Below are 17034 nucleotides of genomic sequence, written 5' to 3' on the forward strand. Positions count from 1 at the left end.
CGGCGCTCAGCGCTTGCCGCCCACTTCGATGAAGCGCAGGAACTCGGCGCGGGTGCGGGCGTCTTCGCGGAAGCTGCCCAGCATCTTCGAGGTGACCATGCTGACGCCACGCTTGTGGATGCCGCGGGTAGTCATGCACTCATGGGCGCCTTCGACGACGACGCCGACACCGACCGGCTGCAGCACATCCTGGATGCACTGGGCGATCTGCGCGGTCATCTTTTCCTGCACCTGGAAGCGGCGGGCGTAGGCTTCGACCACACGGGCCAGCTTGCTGATGCCCACCACCTTGCCGGCCGGCAGGTAGCCGACGTGCACGCGGCCGATGATCGGCGCCATGTGGTGCTCGCAGTGGCTTTCGTATTCGATGTCGCGCAGGACGATCAGTTCGTCGTAGCCGGCCACTTCCTCGAAGGTGCGCTCCATGTAGGCGCGCGGGTCGTCGCGGTAGCCGCTGAACCAGTCGCCATAGGCTTCAGCCACGCGGCGCGGGGTATCCAGCAGGCCTTCGCGGGTGGGGTCCTCACCGGCCCAGCGCAGCAGGGTGCGCACGGCATCCTCGGCCTGGACCTGGGTCACATCGCCCTGCGGGGCGGCCTTTTCGTTGTTCTTGCTCATTGCATACAGCGCCCGAACGGGGGGCGAGCATCGTACCCGACCGGGGGGTGGGTCGTCCTCTGGGGACGGTTCATCGGGGGTCTATTGCAGCGCCTCGTTGCTGCTGAGCGAGAGGCGGAAGGGCAGGCAGGGCAGGACACGCCGTGAACCCATCCATGGGGGCTCGGCCACGGCATCCATGCCGTGGACGGTCCTGCCCTGCCTGCCCCTCCGCCTCTCCGACGGTTTCCTGCGGGCGCGGCCGGACCGCCCGAAAGCGGGGGTCAAAAGCTGGGTTCATGGCTGCGGAGACTGCGCGGGTTGCAGCTTTGGTGGGTGCGGACCTTGGTCCGCACTGCTTCTGCCTTTAGAGCCAACCCTCCGCGCTCGCGGGGTGATGGGTGGGCGGCGGAGGGCCGGGCGGGGCAGGGCCGTGAGGCGCATGGATGCGCCGATCGAGCTTACATGGACGTACTTGCAGCGTGCCCTGCCCCGTCCGGCCCTCCGCCACCCCAACCGATAACCAGCAGGCGCACCGCTTTCCTCAACACACCCACCCATTCAGTAAAACCTATTGATAGGAATGAAATTAGTAGTATCCTATCTATTACTTATGGACCGACCCCTCGACGAGCGCACCGTGCTGCAGATGCAGCTCAGCTCCGGCCTGCTGTACGCAGGGCGGCAGTGGCAGCGCTTGGCCGACAGCCGGTTGGGCAGCTACGGCATCTCCACCGCCTGCACCATGCCGCTGTTGATGATCGGCCGCTCCGGCGGTGGCATCCGCCAGGTCGCGCTGGCCCAGCAGCTGGGCATGGAAGGCCCGTCGCTGGTGCGCCTGCTGGACAAGCTCTGCGCCAGTGGACTGGTCCGCCGCGAATGCGATGCCAGCGACCGCCGCGCCAACCTGCTGTGGCTGACCGAGGAAGGCCAGGCGTTGGTTCGCGAACTGGAAGATCAGTTGATCGGCCTGCGCCAGGACGTGTTCGGCGAGCTTTCCACGGATGAACTGCACGCCGTATTGAAGGCGTGGCGCCTGCTCGCCGAGGCTGCCGACCGCATCACGTAAGCCCGCTGCCTGTGAACACCGCCGCTGCCGTGCATGCGCCAGCGGCTTTTGCCCGTTGCCGTTGTTCTGTTCCGCCTCCCCTTCCCCATACCGCCCCTGCCCCTACCGATGCCCGGTGAATTCAGTCTCCACGGAGTGTTCGTCCCGACCCTGCTCGGGTTGATGGTGTTGGCCTATCTGGTCAACAGCGGCCTGCACGCGCTGCTGCAGCGTGCCGGCGCCTATCGCCACGTATGGCACCCGGCGCTGTTCAACCTGGCCTTGTACGGGATCGTGCTGGGCCTGCTGTTCCACCTCCTGCGTTGGATGCAATCGTGAACAAGATCGTGAAGAAGACCCTGCCGGTGCTGCTCACCTGCGCAGCCGTGATCGTCGCCCTGCTGGTGCTGCGCCAGCTGTGGGTCTACTACATGGATGAGCCGTGGACGCGCGATGCGCACGTCGGCGCCGATGTGGTGCAGGTGGCGCCGGATGTGTCCGGCCTGGTCGAAACGGTGCAGGTGGCCGACAACCAGGCGGTGAAGAAGGGCGACCTGCTGTTCGTGATCGATCGGGCGCGCTACCGCATCGCGCTGGAACAGAGCCGCGCCAGCCTGGCCGAACGGCAGGCATCGGTCGCGCAGCTGCGCCGCGAGATCGGCCGCGACCGCAGCCTGCAGGATCTGGTCGCCGCCGAGGATGCCGAAGTGCGCCGGGCCAAGCTGCAGGCTGCGCAGGCCGCACTGGCCACTGCGCAGGCCGCGGTTGACCTGGCCGAACTCAACCTGGCCCGCACCGAAGTGCGCGCGCCGGCTGATGGCCGGGTCAACGACCGCACCATGCGCGTGGGCGATTACGTGGTGGCCGGCAAGCCGGTGCTGGCGCTGCTGGATACCGGTTCGTTCCGCATTGATGGCTACTTCGAGGAAACCCGCCTGCGCGGCGTGGCCCCGGGGCAGCGTGTGGACATCCGCCTGATGGGCGAGGACACCCCCCTGCACGGCCATGTCGAAAGCATCGCCGCCGGCATCGAAGATCGCTACCGCAGCAACGGCAGCACCCTGCTGCCGAACGTGACCCCGGCCTTCGACTGGGTGCGGCTGGCGCAGCGCATTCCGGTGCGCATCGCCATCGACGAGGTGCCTGCCGGCGTGGAACTGATCGCCGGGCGCACCGCCACGGTGACCGTGGACACCGGCCGCCACGTGCAGAACAAGAAGGCCGGCGCTGCGCCGACACAGGCGGGCCTGTGAACGCCGCCCTGCCCCGCCTTGGCCTGATCGTCGCCCTGGCCAGCCTGGCCGCGTGCAGGACCGTCGGCCCGGATTACGCGCTGCCCGAGGGCTCGGCGTTCAAGCGGCCGCAGGCCAATGCGGCCTTCATCGACACGCAGAACCCGCAGGTGGCCGCCAACCAGGCGCTGCCGGCACGCTGGTGGTCGCTGTACAACGACCCGGTGCTGGATGGGCTGATCACCCAGGCGCTGCGCGACAACGTCGAACTGAAGGCCGCCGATGCGCACCTGCGCCGCGCCGCTGCCGTGTACGAGCAGGCGATGGATGCCGGTGGCTTCGAGTACGAGGCCGAAGCCGGGGTCAGCCGCGCACAGTTGTCGGCCGAATCGTTCCTGCAGGAACACGAACTGCCAGTGATCAACCTGGCCGATGGCAAGTTCGCGGTCAGCTACCAGTTCGACCTGTTCGGCAAGCTCAAGCGCGGTGCCGAAGCGGCGCGCGCCGACGAACAGTCGGTGGCCGCCGCACGTGACCTGGCCCAGGTGAGTGTGGTGGCCGAGGTGGCCGACAGCTACCTGGAGATCTGCCACGCCAACCATGAGCTGCATGTGGCCGAGCACTCGCTGCAGCTGCAGCAGCGCAGCCGCTCGGTCACCCAGCGGTTGATCAGCGCAGGCCGCGGCACGCCGCCGGAGCTGGCGCGCGCCAATGCCCAGGTCGCGCTGCTGGAAGCGGCATTGCCTCCGCTGCATGCGCAGCGTTCGGCTGCCGCCTATTCGCTGGCGGCACTGCTGGGGCAGACCCCGGGCCAACTGCCGGCCGGGGTGATCGACTGCGCGCATGCACCAACCCTTGCTCAGCCGCTTCCGGTCGGTGATGGCCGCGCACTGCTGCAGCGCCGTCCCGACATCCGCCAGGCCGAACGCAAGCTGGCCTCGGCCACCGCGCGCATTGGTGTCGCCACTGCCGAGCTGTACCCGGACATCCGCCTGGGCGCCTCGGTCGGCGCCGCCGGCCTGCTGGAAGACTTCGGCCAGCCGATGACCCAGCAGTGGTCGTTCGGCCCGCTGATCTCGTGGACGCTGCCGTCCTCGGGCACGCATGCACGCATCCACGCCGCCGAGGCTGGCGCCGATGCAGCGCTGGCCGAGTTCGACCATGCCGTGCTGCAGGCGCTGCGCGAGACACAGACCGCGCTGGACCGCTATGCGCAGGATCTGCGCCGCCTGCAGTCGTTGAAAGTGGCGCAGGAGCAGGCCGCGCTGGCCGCAGAGCAGAACCGCCGGCTGTACCAGGGCGGCCGCACGCCGTACCTGTCCAGCCTGGATGCCGACCGCAGCCTGGCCAGCAGCGATGCGACCCTGGCCGCAGCCGAAGCACAGGTCTCGCGCGACCAGATCCACCTGTTCCTGGTACTGGGCGGTGGCTGGCAGGACAGTGCCACTGCCACGGCTGCACCGACGGCGGCGAGGTAAGCGATGAACGGGCTGACCGACCGCCAGGCCTGGCTGTTCTCGATCAAGACCTACCTGGCGGCGATCGTCGCGCTGTACATCGCCATGGCCGGCAACCTGTCACGCCCGTACTGGGCGATGGGCACGGTGTACATCGTCAGCCAGCCGCTGCTGGGACCGACCCGGGCCAAGGGCGTGTACCGCATCCTCGGCACCCTCGCCGCCGGCCTGGCCACCCTGTTGATGCTGCCCGCCCTGGTGGAAACGCCGCTGGTGCTGAGCGCGGCGATGTCGATCTGGCTGGCCGGCTGCCTGTTCCTGGCCCTGCTCAACCGCGGTCCGCGCGGCTACGCGTTCCTGCTGGCCGGCTACACCACCGCGTTCATCGGCTTTCCGGCGGTGACCTCACCGGAGACCATCTTCGACACCGTGGTGGCGCGCAGCGAGGAGATCATTCTGGGTACGGTAGTGGCGGTGCTGTTTGCTTCGCTGCTGTTCCCGGCCTCGGTGCGGCCGATGCTGGGCGCGCGCATCGGTAACTGGATGGAGGACGCGGCGCAGTGGTGCCGGCAGATCCTCGAACGCGGCCGTGCGCATGCGCCGCGCAACCGGTTGGCGGCCGACCTGGTGCAGTTCGAGGCACTGATCGAATTCCTGCGCCGCGATGACCCGCGCCACGCCGGTGCGGCGGTGTCGATGGAGCGCCTGCGCGAGCGCATGCTGTTGCTGCTGCCGGTGCTGTCATCGATCGCCGACCGCCTGAGCGCGCTGCGCAGCGATGGACAGACACTGCCCGAGGGCCTGCCGACGCTGGTCGATGACATCCACGACTGGATCGACACGCCGTCCAGTGCCAGCGATTACGCACGCCTGCGCGCACGCATCAGTGCGCTGAAGCCACAGGTGGACCGCGATCTGCAGCACCTGCAGCTGGCCAGCCTGCTGCTGCGCCTGGAAGAGCTGGTGGACCTGTGGCAGGACTGCCGCACCCTGCAGCACGCGATCGACCAGGGCACCGCGCCACTGGACCGTGCGCACTACCGCATCCGCACCGAACGCACCGCCACCGACAAGCACGTCGACTACGGCATGGCGCTGTTCTCCGCGCTCAGTGCCGGCGTGGCGCTGATGAGCTACTGCGTGCTGTGGATCGGCCTGGGCTGGGAGGGCGGTGGCAACGGCGCGATGATGGCCGCAGTGACCGCCGCCTTCTTTGCTGCCCAGGATGACCCGGCGCCGAGCATGGTCTCGTTCCTGGTGTGGGCGATGGTGGCGTCGCTGGTGGCCGGCGTGTACCTGTTCGGCGTGTTCCCCGCCGTGCACGACTTCGGGCTGCTGGCGCTGGTGCTGGCGGTGGTGTTCCTGCCGTTGGGCCTGCTGCTGCACCACCCGAAGAGCGCGCTGTTCGCGCTGCCGCTGACGGTCAACCTGGCCGCACTGCTGAGCCTGCAGAACACCTACAGTGCCAACGTCCAGACCTTCGCCAACTCGTCGATCGCGATGTTCATCGGCATTGGTTTTGCCGTGGTGATGACGCGGCTGTTCCGCTCGGTCGGTGCCGAATGGACCGCGCGCCGGCTGGTACGGCAGGGCTGGACCACCCTGGCCGAGGCGGCCGAAGGCCGTGGTCAACAGGATCGCCAACGCTTCGCCGCACGCATGCTGGATCTGCTCGGCCTGCTGGCACCGCGCCTGGCAGCGACCCCGGAAGGCAGCGACATCGCGTCGGTGGACATGCTCAACGAAGCCCGCATCGGCCTGAACATCCTGCAGCTGCGCCGCGCACGACTGGAACTGCCCGAGCGCAGCCGCGAGGCAGTCGAGCACATCCTCGAAGAGATCGCCGCGCATTACCGCCGGCAGATCGCCGCGCGCAAACCGATTGTGGCGGCCGAGGCGCTGCGCGAGCGGCTGGATACCTCGCTGGGCCGGGTCGGCAGCGTGGCCGCCTGCAAGGCCCGCGATGAAGCCCTGATGGGCCTGATCGGCCTGCGTTTCGCGTTGTTCCCGGAGGCGAAGGCGCTGGCGCTGGGGTTGGCGGACGCCGCAGCGCCGTCCATCTGATGCGATCCGCCGGGCATGGCCCGGCGCTACCCTGTCCGCCTGATACGAATCGCCGGGCATGCCCCGGCGCACCCCTTATCCTCCGGTAGCGCCGGGCCATGCCCGGCGGCTTTTCACCCAGACAACAGGACGCTCCAATGAGTTACGACATGATGGTGTTCGAGGCCAGCGTCGCCCCGCGTGAGGCGGCGGCGTTCATCGCCTGGTTCGAGAAGCAGGCGCAGTGGGGCGAGCGCCACGAGTACGACGACCCGGCGGTCAGCAGCCCGGCGCTGCAGGCATGGTTTGCGGAGATGGCACAGGAATTTCCGCCGATGAACGGCCCGTTGAGCAACGACGATGATGATCGCGCCGAAGTGACCGAGTACAGCATCGGCCGCGACGTGATCTATGGCGCGTTCGCGTATTCGGTGGCCGAGCGCGCGCATGGGCTGGTGCAGGACCTGGCCGAGAAGCACGGCGTGGGGTTCTTCGATGTGAGTGCTGACGAAGCGGCGATCGTGTATCCGGATGGGCTGGTGTTGATGCCGGAGTAGGTCTGGCGGCAGGGCTGCGCCCTGCACCTGCCGAATCAACGTCAACGTCAACGTCAACGTCGAATGCTGGGCTACTGGGGGATGGCGGGGTGGGTCCGGTTGCGGGGGACGCTGCAAGTACGTCCATGTAAGCTCGGTCGCGCCATCCATGGCGCTCACGCCCCCGCAACCGGACCCACCCCGCCTTCGACAGGTTCCCGCGATCTGTCGGAATGGCACGGCCTGCTGTTGGTGGGTGTCGACCTTGGTCGACACGGTAGATCCACGCCATGCGTGGATGAACGCCAAAATGATCGAATTGCGCTTTTGTAGAGTCGAGCCATGCTCGACTGACGCGAAAGGATCATGGAGGCAGTGTTCCCGCTCACCAGCGGAAGCGCTATTTGTCCCGTGTTACCTCTGCGAAGAAGATGTTGACTGCCTCGTCCATCTCGTCGGACATGATCTCGGTGTGCAGTCTGGCCATCGGGGTGTGGCCGTGCGCGATAGCGATGGCTGCAAAGAATGCTGAAGTTTTCCATGCTTCCTGCGGCGTCGCGACTAGCATTGCAGCATGTTTCCCCATGCGCTGAATGGCCTGCGAATACTCCGGCTCCAATCCAGCAGGAAGCTCCATGCCTTGGTGGCATCGCAGCGTTTCGATGGATTGTGCGAGGGAAATGAACTGCCAATCGTTTGAGTCAGCGTCCATTGGCAATGCGTTGACGATATGCGGCACAGCCGCAAACGAAGCGCTGTAGACGTCCCCTTGATGGCACAGGCTGCTCCACAGCTCGTGCCAGGTGTCCTCGATCGGATCGTCTTCGGATCTTTCGTTTTTCGGGATACTGAGATTGGCCAGCAGCTCCGGAATGTCATCCGCAGCACCATATGCGTGCTGCAGTTCGGCCCAGCGGGGATCATCCAAGGCGATTAGGGCCATGTGCCGGTTCCTGTGTCGTTGGTAGCAACGCAGGATAGGTAGCGCCGACGGCGTCATCAAAGGGCATATGCGACAGAAGCGCCTCCGAGATCTGGATGGGGTCAGAGCCCTTTCCCGTTGGGAAAGGGATCCGACCCATGATCAGAACAATTGGCCCTGCACCGTGGGTTGTTCGATGCGCGTTGGTTCGTCGGGCACTTCTTCCGCGCCCAGCCTCCACGCCAATCCACCGAGACGACTGGCATGCCGCTTCAACGCGGCCTCCAGCACGTCGGCGCTGCCGGCTACCTGCAGGCGCTGGCGGGCGCGGGTCAGGCCGGTGTAGACCAGCTCGCGCGACAGTACGCGGCTGTCCTGCCGTGGCAGCTGCAGCCACACTTCATCGAACTCCGAACCCTGCGCCTTGTGTACGGTCATGGCGAAGGCGCTTTCGTGGGCAGGCAACGCCGCCGGGTGGAAGGCTCGGGGCTGGTCTGCGGTCTCGCCGGGGAACCAGGCCACCATCGCGCCGCTGCCATCGCGCAGGCAGATGCCGATATCGCCGTTGAACAGGCGATGGCGGTAGCTGTTCTCGGTGATCAGCAGCAGCCGGCCCTGGAAGTAGCCCGGGGTGTTGCCGGCCAGCAGCTGTTCGATGCGGCTGTTGAGGCCGCGCGCGCCCTGCGGGCCTTCGCGCAGTGCCGTCAGCACGCGCAGCCGGCCAGCCTGCTGCAGCGCCTGCGCCGGATCCACGGCATCGGCCAGCGCGCGCCAATGATCGAGCAGATGCTCGCGCTGGCCGCGCAACGGATCGGCTTCGCCTTCATGGAAGCGGACGCCGGCCAGTTCACCGCTGCGCAGCAGGCGCAGGGCGGTGCCACTGTCGCCGCCGCGCACGGCCTGCGCCAGCGGTGCCAGGTCCAGCGCATCACTCTGCCGGTAGCCGCGCTGCAACTGCACGCGGCGGCCCGCGAACGCACGCGGTGCTGCCTGCGGCTGCAGCGTGGCCGGTGCCAGCAGGCCATGCAGCGCTTGCGCGTCGTCGGCGCGGGTGCCGATGCCATCGCCGCTGGCGCGCAGGATGGCGCTGAGCACATCGCCGGCTTCCACCGATGGCAGCTGGTCGGGATCGCCGAGCAGGATCAGGCGGGTGCCGCTGGCGATCGCGTCGACCAGCTTGGCCATCAACGGCAGGTCGATCATCGAGGCTTCGTCGACCACCACCACGTCCACCGGCAACGGGTTGTCGGCGTGATGGCGGAAACGCGGTGAATCGGGAATCACCCCGAGCAGGCGATGCAGGGTGGTGCCGGTGCTGGGCAGCGCGGTGCACAGCGCGGGGTCCAGCCCCTGCTCCTGCAGCCGCTGTACGGCCAGGCGCAGGCTTTCGGCCATGCGCTCGGCGGCGCGTCCGGTGGGCGCAGCCAGCGCCACCTTCGGCACGGGCAAGCCCTGGTGCATCGCCTGTGCGGCCAACAGCAGCAGCAGACGGGCGATGGTGGTGGTCTTGCCGGTACCGGGGCCGCCGGTGACCAGAGCCAGCGGGTGGCGGAGGGTCACGCCGGCGGCGCGTGCCTGCTGGTCTTCGCTGGTTGCGGCCTGCGGGAACAGGCGCGCGAACAGCGGCGCCACGGCCGCCATGTCCGGTGCAGGCAGCGGATGGCGGCCGATGCGCTGCAGGCCGACCGCCAGCTGCCGCTCGTACTCGCGGTAACGGCGCAGGTACAGCAGGCCGTTCTCCAGCACCAGCGGCGCTTCCTCTGCGGCGGCGCTGGCGTCCTGCGGCGTCGCCACCCAGGGTGAGTCCTGCAACTGCGCCAGCCACTGCGCAGGCTCAGGCCATGCCGGGACGCCATCGATCAGGCGCTGTGGCTGGCGTGGATCGAATCCAGCGTGCCCCTGCGCCACGGCCAGCGAGGCCAGTGCGGCCGCCAGCGCCACGTTGTCCGGGGTGTCCTCGCGCAGGCGCTTGAGGCTGGTGGCCAGGGCGTGGTCCAGGGTGCGTAGCTGGCCACTGCGATGCAGATCGCGCAGCAGGCTCATGCGGTTTCTCCGCGCGCGCGCGCCGCCATATCGGCCTGGGCCGCCTCGCCGCCGGCAAACAAGGCATCCAGCGCATCCACCAGTTCCGGTGCGAAGCGCTGCACGTGCACGCCGTTGCCGGCAACGTCCAGACCCCGGCAGAACAGATAACGGATACCGCCCATGTCGCGCGCGTAGTCGTAGGCCGCGCCCAGGCGGAAGCGCAGCCAGCGATGCAGTGCGACGGTGTAGATCAGTGCCTGCAGGTCGTACTCGCTGTGGCGCATGGCGATCTCCAGCAGGTCCGGGCTGTAGCCCGGCAGCCGGTTGGATTTGTAGTCCAGCACATACCAGCGGCCATCACGCACGTAGGTCAGATCGATCTTGCCGGTCATCAGGCCTTCCAGCCTTCTGCGCAGGCCAAAGCCACGCCGCGCGCTGGAGATGCCGTGGTCGTGCAGCAGCTGCAGCAGCACCGGTACTGCGATCGGTTCGATGGCGAAGTGGAACTCGATCTCGGCCCGGCGTTCGGTCTCAGGCACGCTGCACAGCGCACCACCTTCGGGCAGCGGCACGGTGAGGGTATGGCCCACCAGCGGCACCAGCACCGCCACGCCGTCGTCCAGATCCTCGTCGGCATAGCCTTCTTCGTGCAGCGAACGGCGCAGCACGTCGGCCTGTCCCTCCGGCGCCGGTTGCTGCGGCTGCCAGCCGCTCCACAGTGCGAAGTCGACATTCTCCAGCGCATCGTGCAGGACGTTGCCGAAGCGGCTGCCCATGAAGCGTGGATCGGGCGGCGCGGTGTCTTCCGCAGCGGCTTCCGGCAGTGCCGGTTCCAGCGGCAGCTCGGCACCGGCGGGCTCGTCGGCGGCCGGTGCCGGCAGTTCGGTGGCCGCCGCTTCAATATCGTCGCTGTTGCCAGCGTCGGCATGCGCCAGCTGGGTGAAGCTGTAGACCCACCAGTCATGTGGCACACGGCGGGTCAGTGCGCGCACCGCGGGCAGCGCACCTTCGGTTTCGGCCAGCAGCTGCGGCAGGCGATCCGGCAGTGCGCTGTCATCCAGCTCCACATCCGCGTGCGCGCGCAGCGCCTGCAGATCACCCAGCAACGGGGCCAGGCGGGTTTTCGCGTGGCCAGCCAGATCGCCGGTGGCGATCCACAGCGCATGCTCGGCGCGGGTCAATCCCACATACAACAGGCGCGCGTCTTCTGCACGCTGTTCGCGCTCGCGCTGGCTGCTGGCCGCTTCCCAGGCGTCGTCCTTGTCCAGCTTCCAGTGCAGCTGACGCTCGCCCTGCAGGTGCACGGTGCAGTGGGTAGCGGTGTTCGGCGCGCCGCCATCGATCCCCACGAACGGCAGGAACACCAGTGGGTATTCCAGGCCCTTGCTCTTGTGCAGGGTGATGATCTGCACCCGCCGCGCATCGGATTCCAACCGCAGCAGCTGCTGCTCATCGTCCTGGTCGGCGTTGGCCATCTGCCCCTGCAGCCAGTCCAGCAGACCGTGCATGCCCAGTGCCTGCGCCGAGGCTTCCTGCAGCAGTTCGCCCAGCTGCAGGTAATTGGTCAGGCGCCGCTCGCCGTCGATCAGCGCCAGCAGGCGCTCGCCCTGCGCCGCGCAGACGTCGGCAACCACCGCGAACGGTCCGCCACGCTGCCAGCGCTCGCGCCAGTGCAGCAGCTGCGCCTGGAACCCGCGCTGCAGGTCGCCCTCGCGCTCCATGCTGGCAATCGCACTTGCGCGCTGCCCCAGCAGCACGGTTGCCAATGCGGTGCGCAGGCGCCCTTCGTCGGCCGGTTGCAGCAGGGCCAGCAGCAGCGCACGCAGGTCACGGGCCTCGCTGGTGGCGAACAGGCTCTGCTTGCCGGCCGCCACTGCGGGAATGCCGACCGCAGCCAGCGCGCGCTGCACCAGCGTCGCTTCGCGATGCGAGCGTACCAGCACGGCGATATCACCAGGCTGCAGCGCACGCCCGCGCAGCAGCGCGGTGCCGGCACGCGCCTCCAGCAGGATCTGGTGGATCGCGGCCACGCAGGCCTGGGTCGCTGCGTCGCGCGAGGCGTCGGCGCCGAAGGCCTTTTCGCCGTCGCTGCGCAACAGGCGCAGGGTGAGTGCGGGTGCGGCCCGGCCATCACGCAGGTAATCCTCATCGGCACGCACGCCACCCGGGCGCACCGGCTCGAACTGGATGTCGCGTTCGAGGAAGGCGTCCTCTCCCGCGTTGTCGTACAGCGCCTGCAGCGCGCGCAGCACGGCCGGGCGCGAGCGGAAGTTCTGGTCCAGCGCCGGTGCCTGCTCGGCCACCTGCTTGGCTTTCAGATAGGTATGGATGTCGCCGCCGCGGAAGCCATAGATCGCCTGCTTGGGGTCACCGATCAGGAACAGCGCCGGCTGCAGCCCCAGTTCGTCCACCTCCGGCGAGGCGCCGAACACGGTATGGAAGATGCCCCACTGGCGATCGTCGGTATCCTGGAATTCATCGACCAGGGCGATGCGGTACTGCGCACGCAGCTGCTTCACCAGGGCCAGCCGCTGCGGGCCTTCCAGCGCGCGGGCGACGCCATCGATCAGATCGTCGTAGGTCTGCACGCGGCGCAGGCGCTTCAGGGCCGCCAGGCGCTGGCTGGCATCCTCGCGCAGCGCATGCAGGAAGTTCAGCGCACTGGCCCGCAGCCACTGCTCACGCTCGGCGAGCAATGCGACATAGCGCGCCAACGGGGCCTGCAGCGGCGAAGACGGTGTGCGCTCGGTGAACTTCTTGTTGGTCTTGGCTACGAGTGCATCGGGCAGCAGCGCAGGCAGGCGGTCGCTGGACAGCAGTTCGGCAGCGTCGCCGCGCTCGGCCCAGCCCAACAGCTGGCGGCCCAGCGGGTGCAGCCAGCCCAGCTTGTAGGAGACGCCGTTGATCCACTTGTTGTCGACCGCTTCGCACAGGTCCAGGAAGAAGCGCTCACCGTGCTCGCGCACGGCCATCGACAGCTCCACCGCCGCGTCCTGCAGGGCCGGGTGCGGGTCGTCCACCGCCAGCGGCTGCGGCCGCGGGTGCAGGGGGGGCGAAGCCAGCAGCGCGCGCAGGTCAGCCGCCAGCGCATCCGGGGTGGACCACAGCCAGGTCAGCGGTTCCAGCGTGGCCGGGTCGTTGGCGTGCACACGCCAGAGATCGGCGGCCAGTTCTTCCAGCAGTTCGCGATCGCTGGCCAGCAGTTCCGGCGGGTCGAAGGTATGCCCGCTCTCCAGCGCATGTTCGCGCAGCACGCGGGTGCAGAAGCCGTGGATGGTGAAGATCGCCGCCAGATCGATTTCATCGGCAGCCACCTGCAGGCGCCGCTTCAACGCCTTGGCGCTTTCGGTGCCGTCCTGCAGATGGCGTTGCAGCACCTGCCGGGTCAGCGCCGCGTCGGGCGTTTCATCTTCGCCGGGCGGCAGATCGACCAGGCGTGCGGCCAAGGCCAGGCGTTCACGGATGCGCTTGCGCAGCTCCTGGGTGGCCGCGTCAGTGAACGTCACCGCCAGGATCTGGCCGATACGCAGGCCCTGCTCGACCACCAGCCGGGTGAACAGTGTCGCCAGGGTGAAGGTCTTGCCGGTGCCGGCACTGGCTTCGATCAGTCGCGTGCCGTGCAGCGGCAATGCCAGGTAAGGGTCGGGGAAACGCGTGTCGATGAAAGGGCCCTCGGCAACGCTGCTCATGCGTGGCCTGCCTGTGGATCAGTGCCGAAGCTGCGGCCTTCGCGCACGGCGCTGAAGACTACCTGGCTGTTGCGCAGCAGGTCGGCATAACTGGCGTCGTCGGCAAATGGATCGGCGCCACGCAGCAGCAGCTGCCACGCATCACTGTTGGCTTCTCCCCAGCTGCGGTCGCTGCCATGCCATTGCTTCCAGCCTTCGCTGCGCTGCTTTTCCACCGGCGCGTTGAACAGCACCCAGCCGGTGTAGGGCGCGAAGCGAAGCGGCTCGCGCAGGCCGCGCTGGCGCAGCTGCAGCAGCGCGCGCAATGCCGCGCGGGCTGCAGGCACGGTCAGCGCAGGCAACACATGCGGACCGGGGCCGGCATCACCACCATCGTGGAACTGCACCAGCGGCAAGGCATCGCCGGCGGCGTTGGCCAACAGCCAGTCCAGCCCTTGGCGGATCACCGCGTTGCCGTTGAGGGCGCCGGCGCGCAGTCGCACCAGGCCCTCCGGATGGCGATCGCCGACCCGGCCATGCAGGCGCACACCGTCGATCTCCACTTCATAGCGGCGGCTCTCCAGTGGCGTGCCCTGCAACCAGCCGAGCATGGCCGTGGCGTAGGGCCGTGTCTTGAGTTGCTCCACTTCGAACTGGCGCTCGCCGAGGATGCCCGACGGCAACAGTCCGCGTGCGCGCAACCGCGGGTACAGCGGCTCGCTGTCGCCGGCCAGGGTGGCCTGCACCACGGCCAACTGCACGCTGCGCTTCTCCGGCCCGCGCGAAGACAGCACCAGCGGCTCCAGGTCGTCGACGTCCTCAACGTCGTCAGCCAGGCGCAGGCCCAGCGACTGCGCGAGGAACTGGCCGGCCGGATCGCACAGGAAACGACGCAGGCTGTCCAGCGAGACCTCTTCTTCCACCGCGTCGTCCGCCGGTGGCGGCAGTGTGGTGTCGAACCACGGCATCAGGCCGCCACGCTCCCCACCCAGTCGCCCGGCGGCAGGATGCCACTGCCGGCGGTAGCTGAAGCGGCGCGGGTCGCCATCACCGAAGGCGGCCGGCGAGAACGGCTGCAACGCGTGGCGCACGGTGAAGTCCCGCGTAGCGGCCGGCGGGTCAAGGTGATAGGCCGCGGCGGCATCGATCAGTTCGCTGACCAGCACTGAGGGTTCGCGCACGCTGCCATCGCGCGGGTCCGCGCCGAGATAGCTGAGGTAGAACACGTCCTGCGCCGCAGCGAACAGCTGCAGGAACAGGAAACGATCGTCTTCGCGGGTGGAGCGGTCGCCCGGGCGGCGGCGCGGCGTATCCAGTTCGGCGGTGAGCTGGTTGAGGCCGGCGGCAGGGTCACGACGCGGGAAATCACCGTCGTTGAGGCCGAGCACGCAGATCACCCGGAACGGCAGCAGGCGCATCGGCACCATGCGGCCGAAGCTGATGCCACCGGTCAGCAGCGGCGCCCGCGTATCGGCTTCGGCCAGGGCACCGGCGAAATGTGCACGCACCACTTCCGGCGGCACGCCGTCGGCGAACCCGGCCTTGTACGCATCCTCGGCGAACTGGTTGAGCAGCTTGCGCAGGCGCTCCAGCGCACGCTGGCTGTTGGGTGAGCTGGGCGGCGTCGGCAGCAGCGCATCGAGCAGCGACAGCAGGCGTTGCCGCCACTGTGCCGGGGTCAACAGCTCGCCGAGCCGACGCTGGTAGACGGCCAGCACGCGCAGCAGGCGCAGCAGCCGGTCCAGCGCATCCAGCGCCCCGCCTTCCAGTTCGATCCACGGCGCCACCCCGGCCAGGTCCACCTCGCTGCCGGTGGCGTGGCCCAGCAGCAGGCGATCCAGCGCGAACTGCCAGGTGTAGGCGTCATCGCTGGGGGCCTGCAGCTGGTCGCGATGGTCGGCATCCAGGCCCCACCGTGCGCCGGCCTGCTGCAGCCAGCCATGCAGTCGATCGAAGTCGACCGCTTCCAGCCCCGCCGCCTCGGCCAGCGGCGCACTGGCCAGCAGGTCCAGCACCTCGTTCAGGCCGAAGCGCGAAATCGGCAGGCCGAGCAGGTGCACGAACACATCGGCCAGCGGCTCGCCGGCCAGTGGACTGCTGTCGGCCAGCGCGTAGGGAATGTGCTCGTCGTCGCCACCACGTCCGCCGAACACCGCTTCCAGATAGGGCACATACGGATCGATGTCCGGCGCCAGCACGGCGATCTCGCGCGCCTGCAACGGCGGGTCGAAGCGCGGGTCCTGCAGCAGGCTGCGCAACTGGTCGTGCAGCACCTGCAACTCGCGCAGGCGGGTGTGGCAGGCATGCACCTGCAGGCTCGGGTCGTCGCTGCGCAGGCCATCGCGCAGGTCGCCCGACGGCAATGCGCGGCGGTGGAACAGGTCGCGCTGCAGGCGGTGCAGCAGGCTGTCGGACAGCCCGCCCTGGTCCAGGGTCGGCCGCGTATCTTCTTCGGGGTCGGAATAGGCGGCGATCTCACCGGCCGGATGCACCACTTCGTAGCTGCCCAGCACCGCCATGAAATCGCGGCCGGCCGCACCCCACGCTTCCAGCAGGCGGTTCTCGCCGGCGGCCTCGCCGAACGGGTCCGGCGCGCCGCTGCGCAGGCGCTCTGCCAGGGTCTGCAGGTCGCCCCAGTAGGACTGCACCGGCGTGGGCAGATAGAAATGCAGTTCGCCCACCCGCGACTGGGTGGCCATCACCCGCAGTACGTCGGGTGAGATGTTGAGGGTGGCGAACGCCGACATCCGCGGTGGCAGGCCCTTCGGCAGCGGCTGGGCGGCGCCCTCGAAGCGGTCCAGGTAGGCCTGGATGCGGCGCGCGCGGTAACCATGACCAGCGGCGATGCTGCGCCAGAGGATGGCCTGCGGGTCGGCCGCATCGGCGCCGGCTTCCCAGCGCAGCAGCCAGTCGCGGCGCCAGGCCTGGTACTTCTCGAACACCGAGGCCAGTTCGCCGGCCAGGGCCCAGGGTTTGAGCGCGTCGCCACCGGCAAGATAGGACTGCAGCGCACGCATGGGGGGCTGCGCCAGCAGGTGCGGGTCGCGCAGGGCCTGGTACAGGCGCCAATGCAGGGCGGCCGCGTCCAGGTCGTCGGCTTCGCCCTCGACATTGGCGTTCAATGCACGGGCGACGAACTCACCGGGGGTGAGGAATTGCAGATTGGCGGCCACGCCATACTCGGCAGCCAGGGTCGCCTGCAGCCAGCGCCGCATCGCCACCTGCGGGATCAGCACCACCTCCGGCGCCAGCAGCGGCTGTCCCGGCACCGGCACACGCACATTGCGCGCCAGCAGGGCAGCCAGCACGTCCAGCGAATTGGAATGGTAGAGGCGGAAGTCGCTGCCCGGGTCACTCATCGTGCACAGTGTGCAGCACACCCGGCCGTATTCAATGCCGGGGGACGGTGATCGCGACGGATTGTTCCGGTCGTTTCAGGAATTGTCCCGGTCTGGCGGCGGTCCGGCCGTGCGACAATACTGGACCGTCCAGTCTGCTTATGTTCA

At 68.5% G+C, this 17034-nt stretch carries 11 protein-coding genes; 6 read left to right on the top strand and 5 right to left on the bottom strand.

All coding sequences use genetic code 11. The features are described 5' to 3' along the window. Positions 1–6 precede the first annotated feature (6 nt). Positions 7–618: a GTP cyclohydrolase I FolE gene (folE, locus tag AC27VL_RS16160; protein ID WP_089241981.1), complete on the bottom strand. Its 612-nt coding sequence runs from the start codon at positions 616–618 to the stop codon at positions 7–9. A gap of 592 nt (positions 619–1210) precedes the next feature. On the opposite strand from folE, the gene AC27VL_RS16165 reads away from it, so the two are divergent. From AC27VL_RS16165 to AC27VL_RS16190, 6 genes are all read left to right on the top strand, one after another. Beyond that, positions 1211–1666, top strand: a complete 456-nt coding sequence (locus tag AC27VL_RS16165) for a MarR family winged helix-turn-helix transcriptional regulator (RefSeq protein WP_089241977.1) — start codon at positions 1211–1213, stop codon at positions 1664–1666. 108 nt (positions 1667–1774) lie between these two features. Beyond that, positions 1775–1984 (top strand): DUF1656 domain-containing protein, encoded by a 210-nt coding sequence (locus AC27VL_RS16170; protein ID WP_025875651.1) that lies wholly within the window; start codon positions 1775–1777, stop codon positions 1982–1984. Continuing rightward, on the top strand, positions 1981–2898 hold the full coding sequence (locus AC27VL_RS16175) for an efflux RND transporter periplasmic adaptor subunit (protein WP_165781026.1): 918 nt from the start codon (positions 1981–1983) through the stop codon (positions 2896–2898). The genes AC27VL_RS16170 and AC27VL_RS16175 overlap by 4 nt, the downstream gene beginning before the upstream one ends. After that, on the top strand, positions 2895–4355 hold the full coding sequence (locus tag AC27VL_RS16180) for an efflux transporter outer membrane subunit (protein WP_488767361.1): 1461 nt from the start codon (positions 2895–2897) through the stop codon (positions 4353–4355). The genes AC27VL_RS16175 and AC27VL_RS16180 overlap by 4 nt, the downstream gene beginning before the upstream one ends. Positions 4356–4358: 3 nt before the next feature. Further along, on the top strand, positions 4359–6398 hold the full coding sequence (locus AC27VL_RS16185) for an FUSC family protein (protein ID WP_488767363.1): 2040 nt from the start codon (positions 4359–4361) through the stop codon (positions 6396–6398). Between the two features lie 137 nt (positions 6399–6535). Further along, the gene (locus AC27VL_RS16190) at positions 6536–6934 is read left to right on the top strand and encodes a hypothetical protein (protein WP_488767365.1); all 399 of its coding nucleotides are present in this window, start codon (positions 6536–6538) and stop codon (positions 6932–6934) included. A 379-nt stretch (positions 6935–7313) separates the two neighbouring features. Here the strand turns inward: AC27VL_RS16190 and AC27VL_RS16195 are convergent, their stop codons facing one another. The 4 genes from AC27VL_RS16195 to recC form a co-directional block, all read right to left on the bottom strand. Beyond that, the gene (locus AC27VL_RS16195; RefSeq protein ID WP_100554248.1) at positions 7314–7856 is read right to left on the bottom strand and encodes a hypothetical protein; all 543 of its coding nucleotides are present in this window, start codon (positions 7854–7856) and stop codon (positions 7314–7316) included. 141 nt (positions 7857–7997) lie between these two features. Further along, positions 7998–9878 (bottom strand): exodeoxyribonuclease V subunit alpha, encoded by a 1881-nt coding sequence (gene recD, locus AC27VL_RS16200; RefSeq protein WP_488767367.1) that lies wholly within the window; start codon positions 9876–9878, stop codon positions 7998–8000. Next, positions 9875–13549, bottom strand: coding sequence for an exodeoxyribonuclease V subunit beta (gene recB, locus AC27VL_RS16205; RefSeq protein WP_488767369.1), 3675 nt, complete (start codon positions 13547–13549; stop codon positions 9875–9877). Before recB ends, recD begins: the two co-directional genes overlap by 4 nt. Further along, entirely contained in the window at positions 13546–16887 is a 3342-nt protein-coding gene (gene recC, locus AC27VL_RS16210) for an exodeoxyribonuclease V subunit gamma (protein ID WP_488767371.1), read from the bottom strand. The genes recB and recC overlap by 4 nt, the downstream gene beginning before the upstream one ends. Positions 16888–17034 lie beyond the last annotated feature (147 nt).

The organism is Stenotrophomonas sp. 14P6.2.3 (genome assembly GCF_057799055.1).

Bases quoted from the DNA above. Each gene is read 5' to 3' on its own strand.
- folE (WP_089241981.1), bottom strand. From the start codon at position 618: ATGAGCAAGAACAACGAAAAGGCCGCCCCGCAGGGCGATGTGACCCAG.
- AC27VL_RS16165 (WP_089241977.1), top strand. From the start codon at position 1,211: ATGGACCGACCCCTCGACGAGCGCACCGTGCTGCAGATGCAGCTCAGC.
- AC27VL_RS16170 (WP_025875651.1), top strand. From the start codon at position 1,775: ATGCCCGGTGAATTCAGTCTCCACGGAGTGTTCGTCCCGACCCTGCTC.
- AC27VL_RS16185 (WP_488767363.1), top strand. From the start codon at position 4,359: ATGAACGGGCTGACCGACCGCCAGGCCTGGCTGTTCTCGATCAAGACC.
- AC27VL_RS16190 (WP_488767365.1), top strand. From the start codon at position 6,536: ATGAGTTACGACATGATGGTGTTCGAGGCCAGCGTCGCCCCGCGTGAG.
- AC27VL_RS16195 (WP_100554248.1), bottom strand. From the start codon at position 7,856: ATGGCCCTAATCGCCTTGGATGATCCCCGCTGGGCCGAACTGCAGCAC.
- recD (WP_488767367.1), bottom strand. From the start codon at position 9,878: ATGAGCCTGCTGCGCGATCTGCATCGCAGTGGCCAGCTACGCACCCTG.
- recB (WP_488767369.1), bottom strand. From the start codon at position 13,549: ATGAGCAGCGTTGCCGAGGGCCCTTTCATCGACACGCGTTTCCCCGAC.
- recC (WP_488767371.1), bottom strand. From the start codon at position 16,887: ATGAGTGACCCGGGCAGCGACTTCCGCCTCTACCATTCCAATTCGCTG.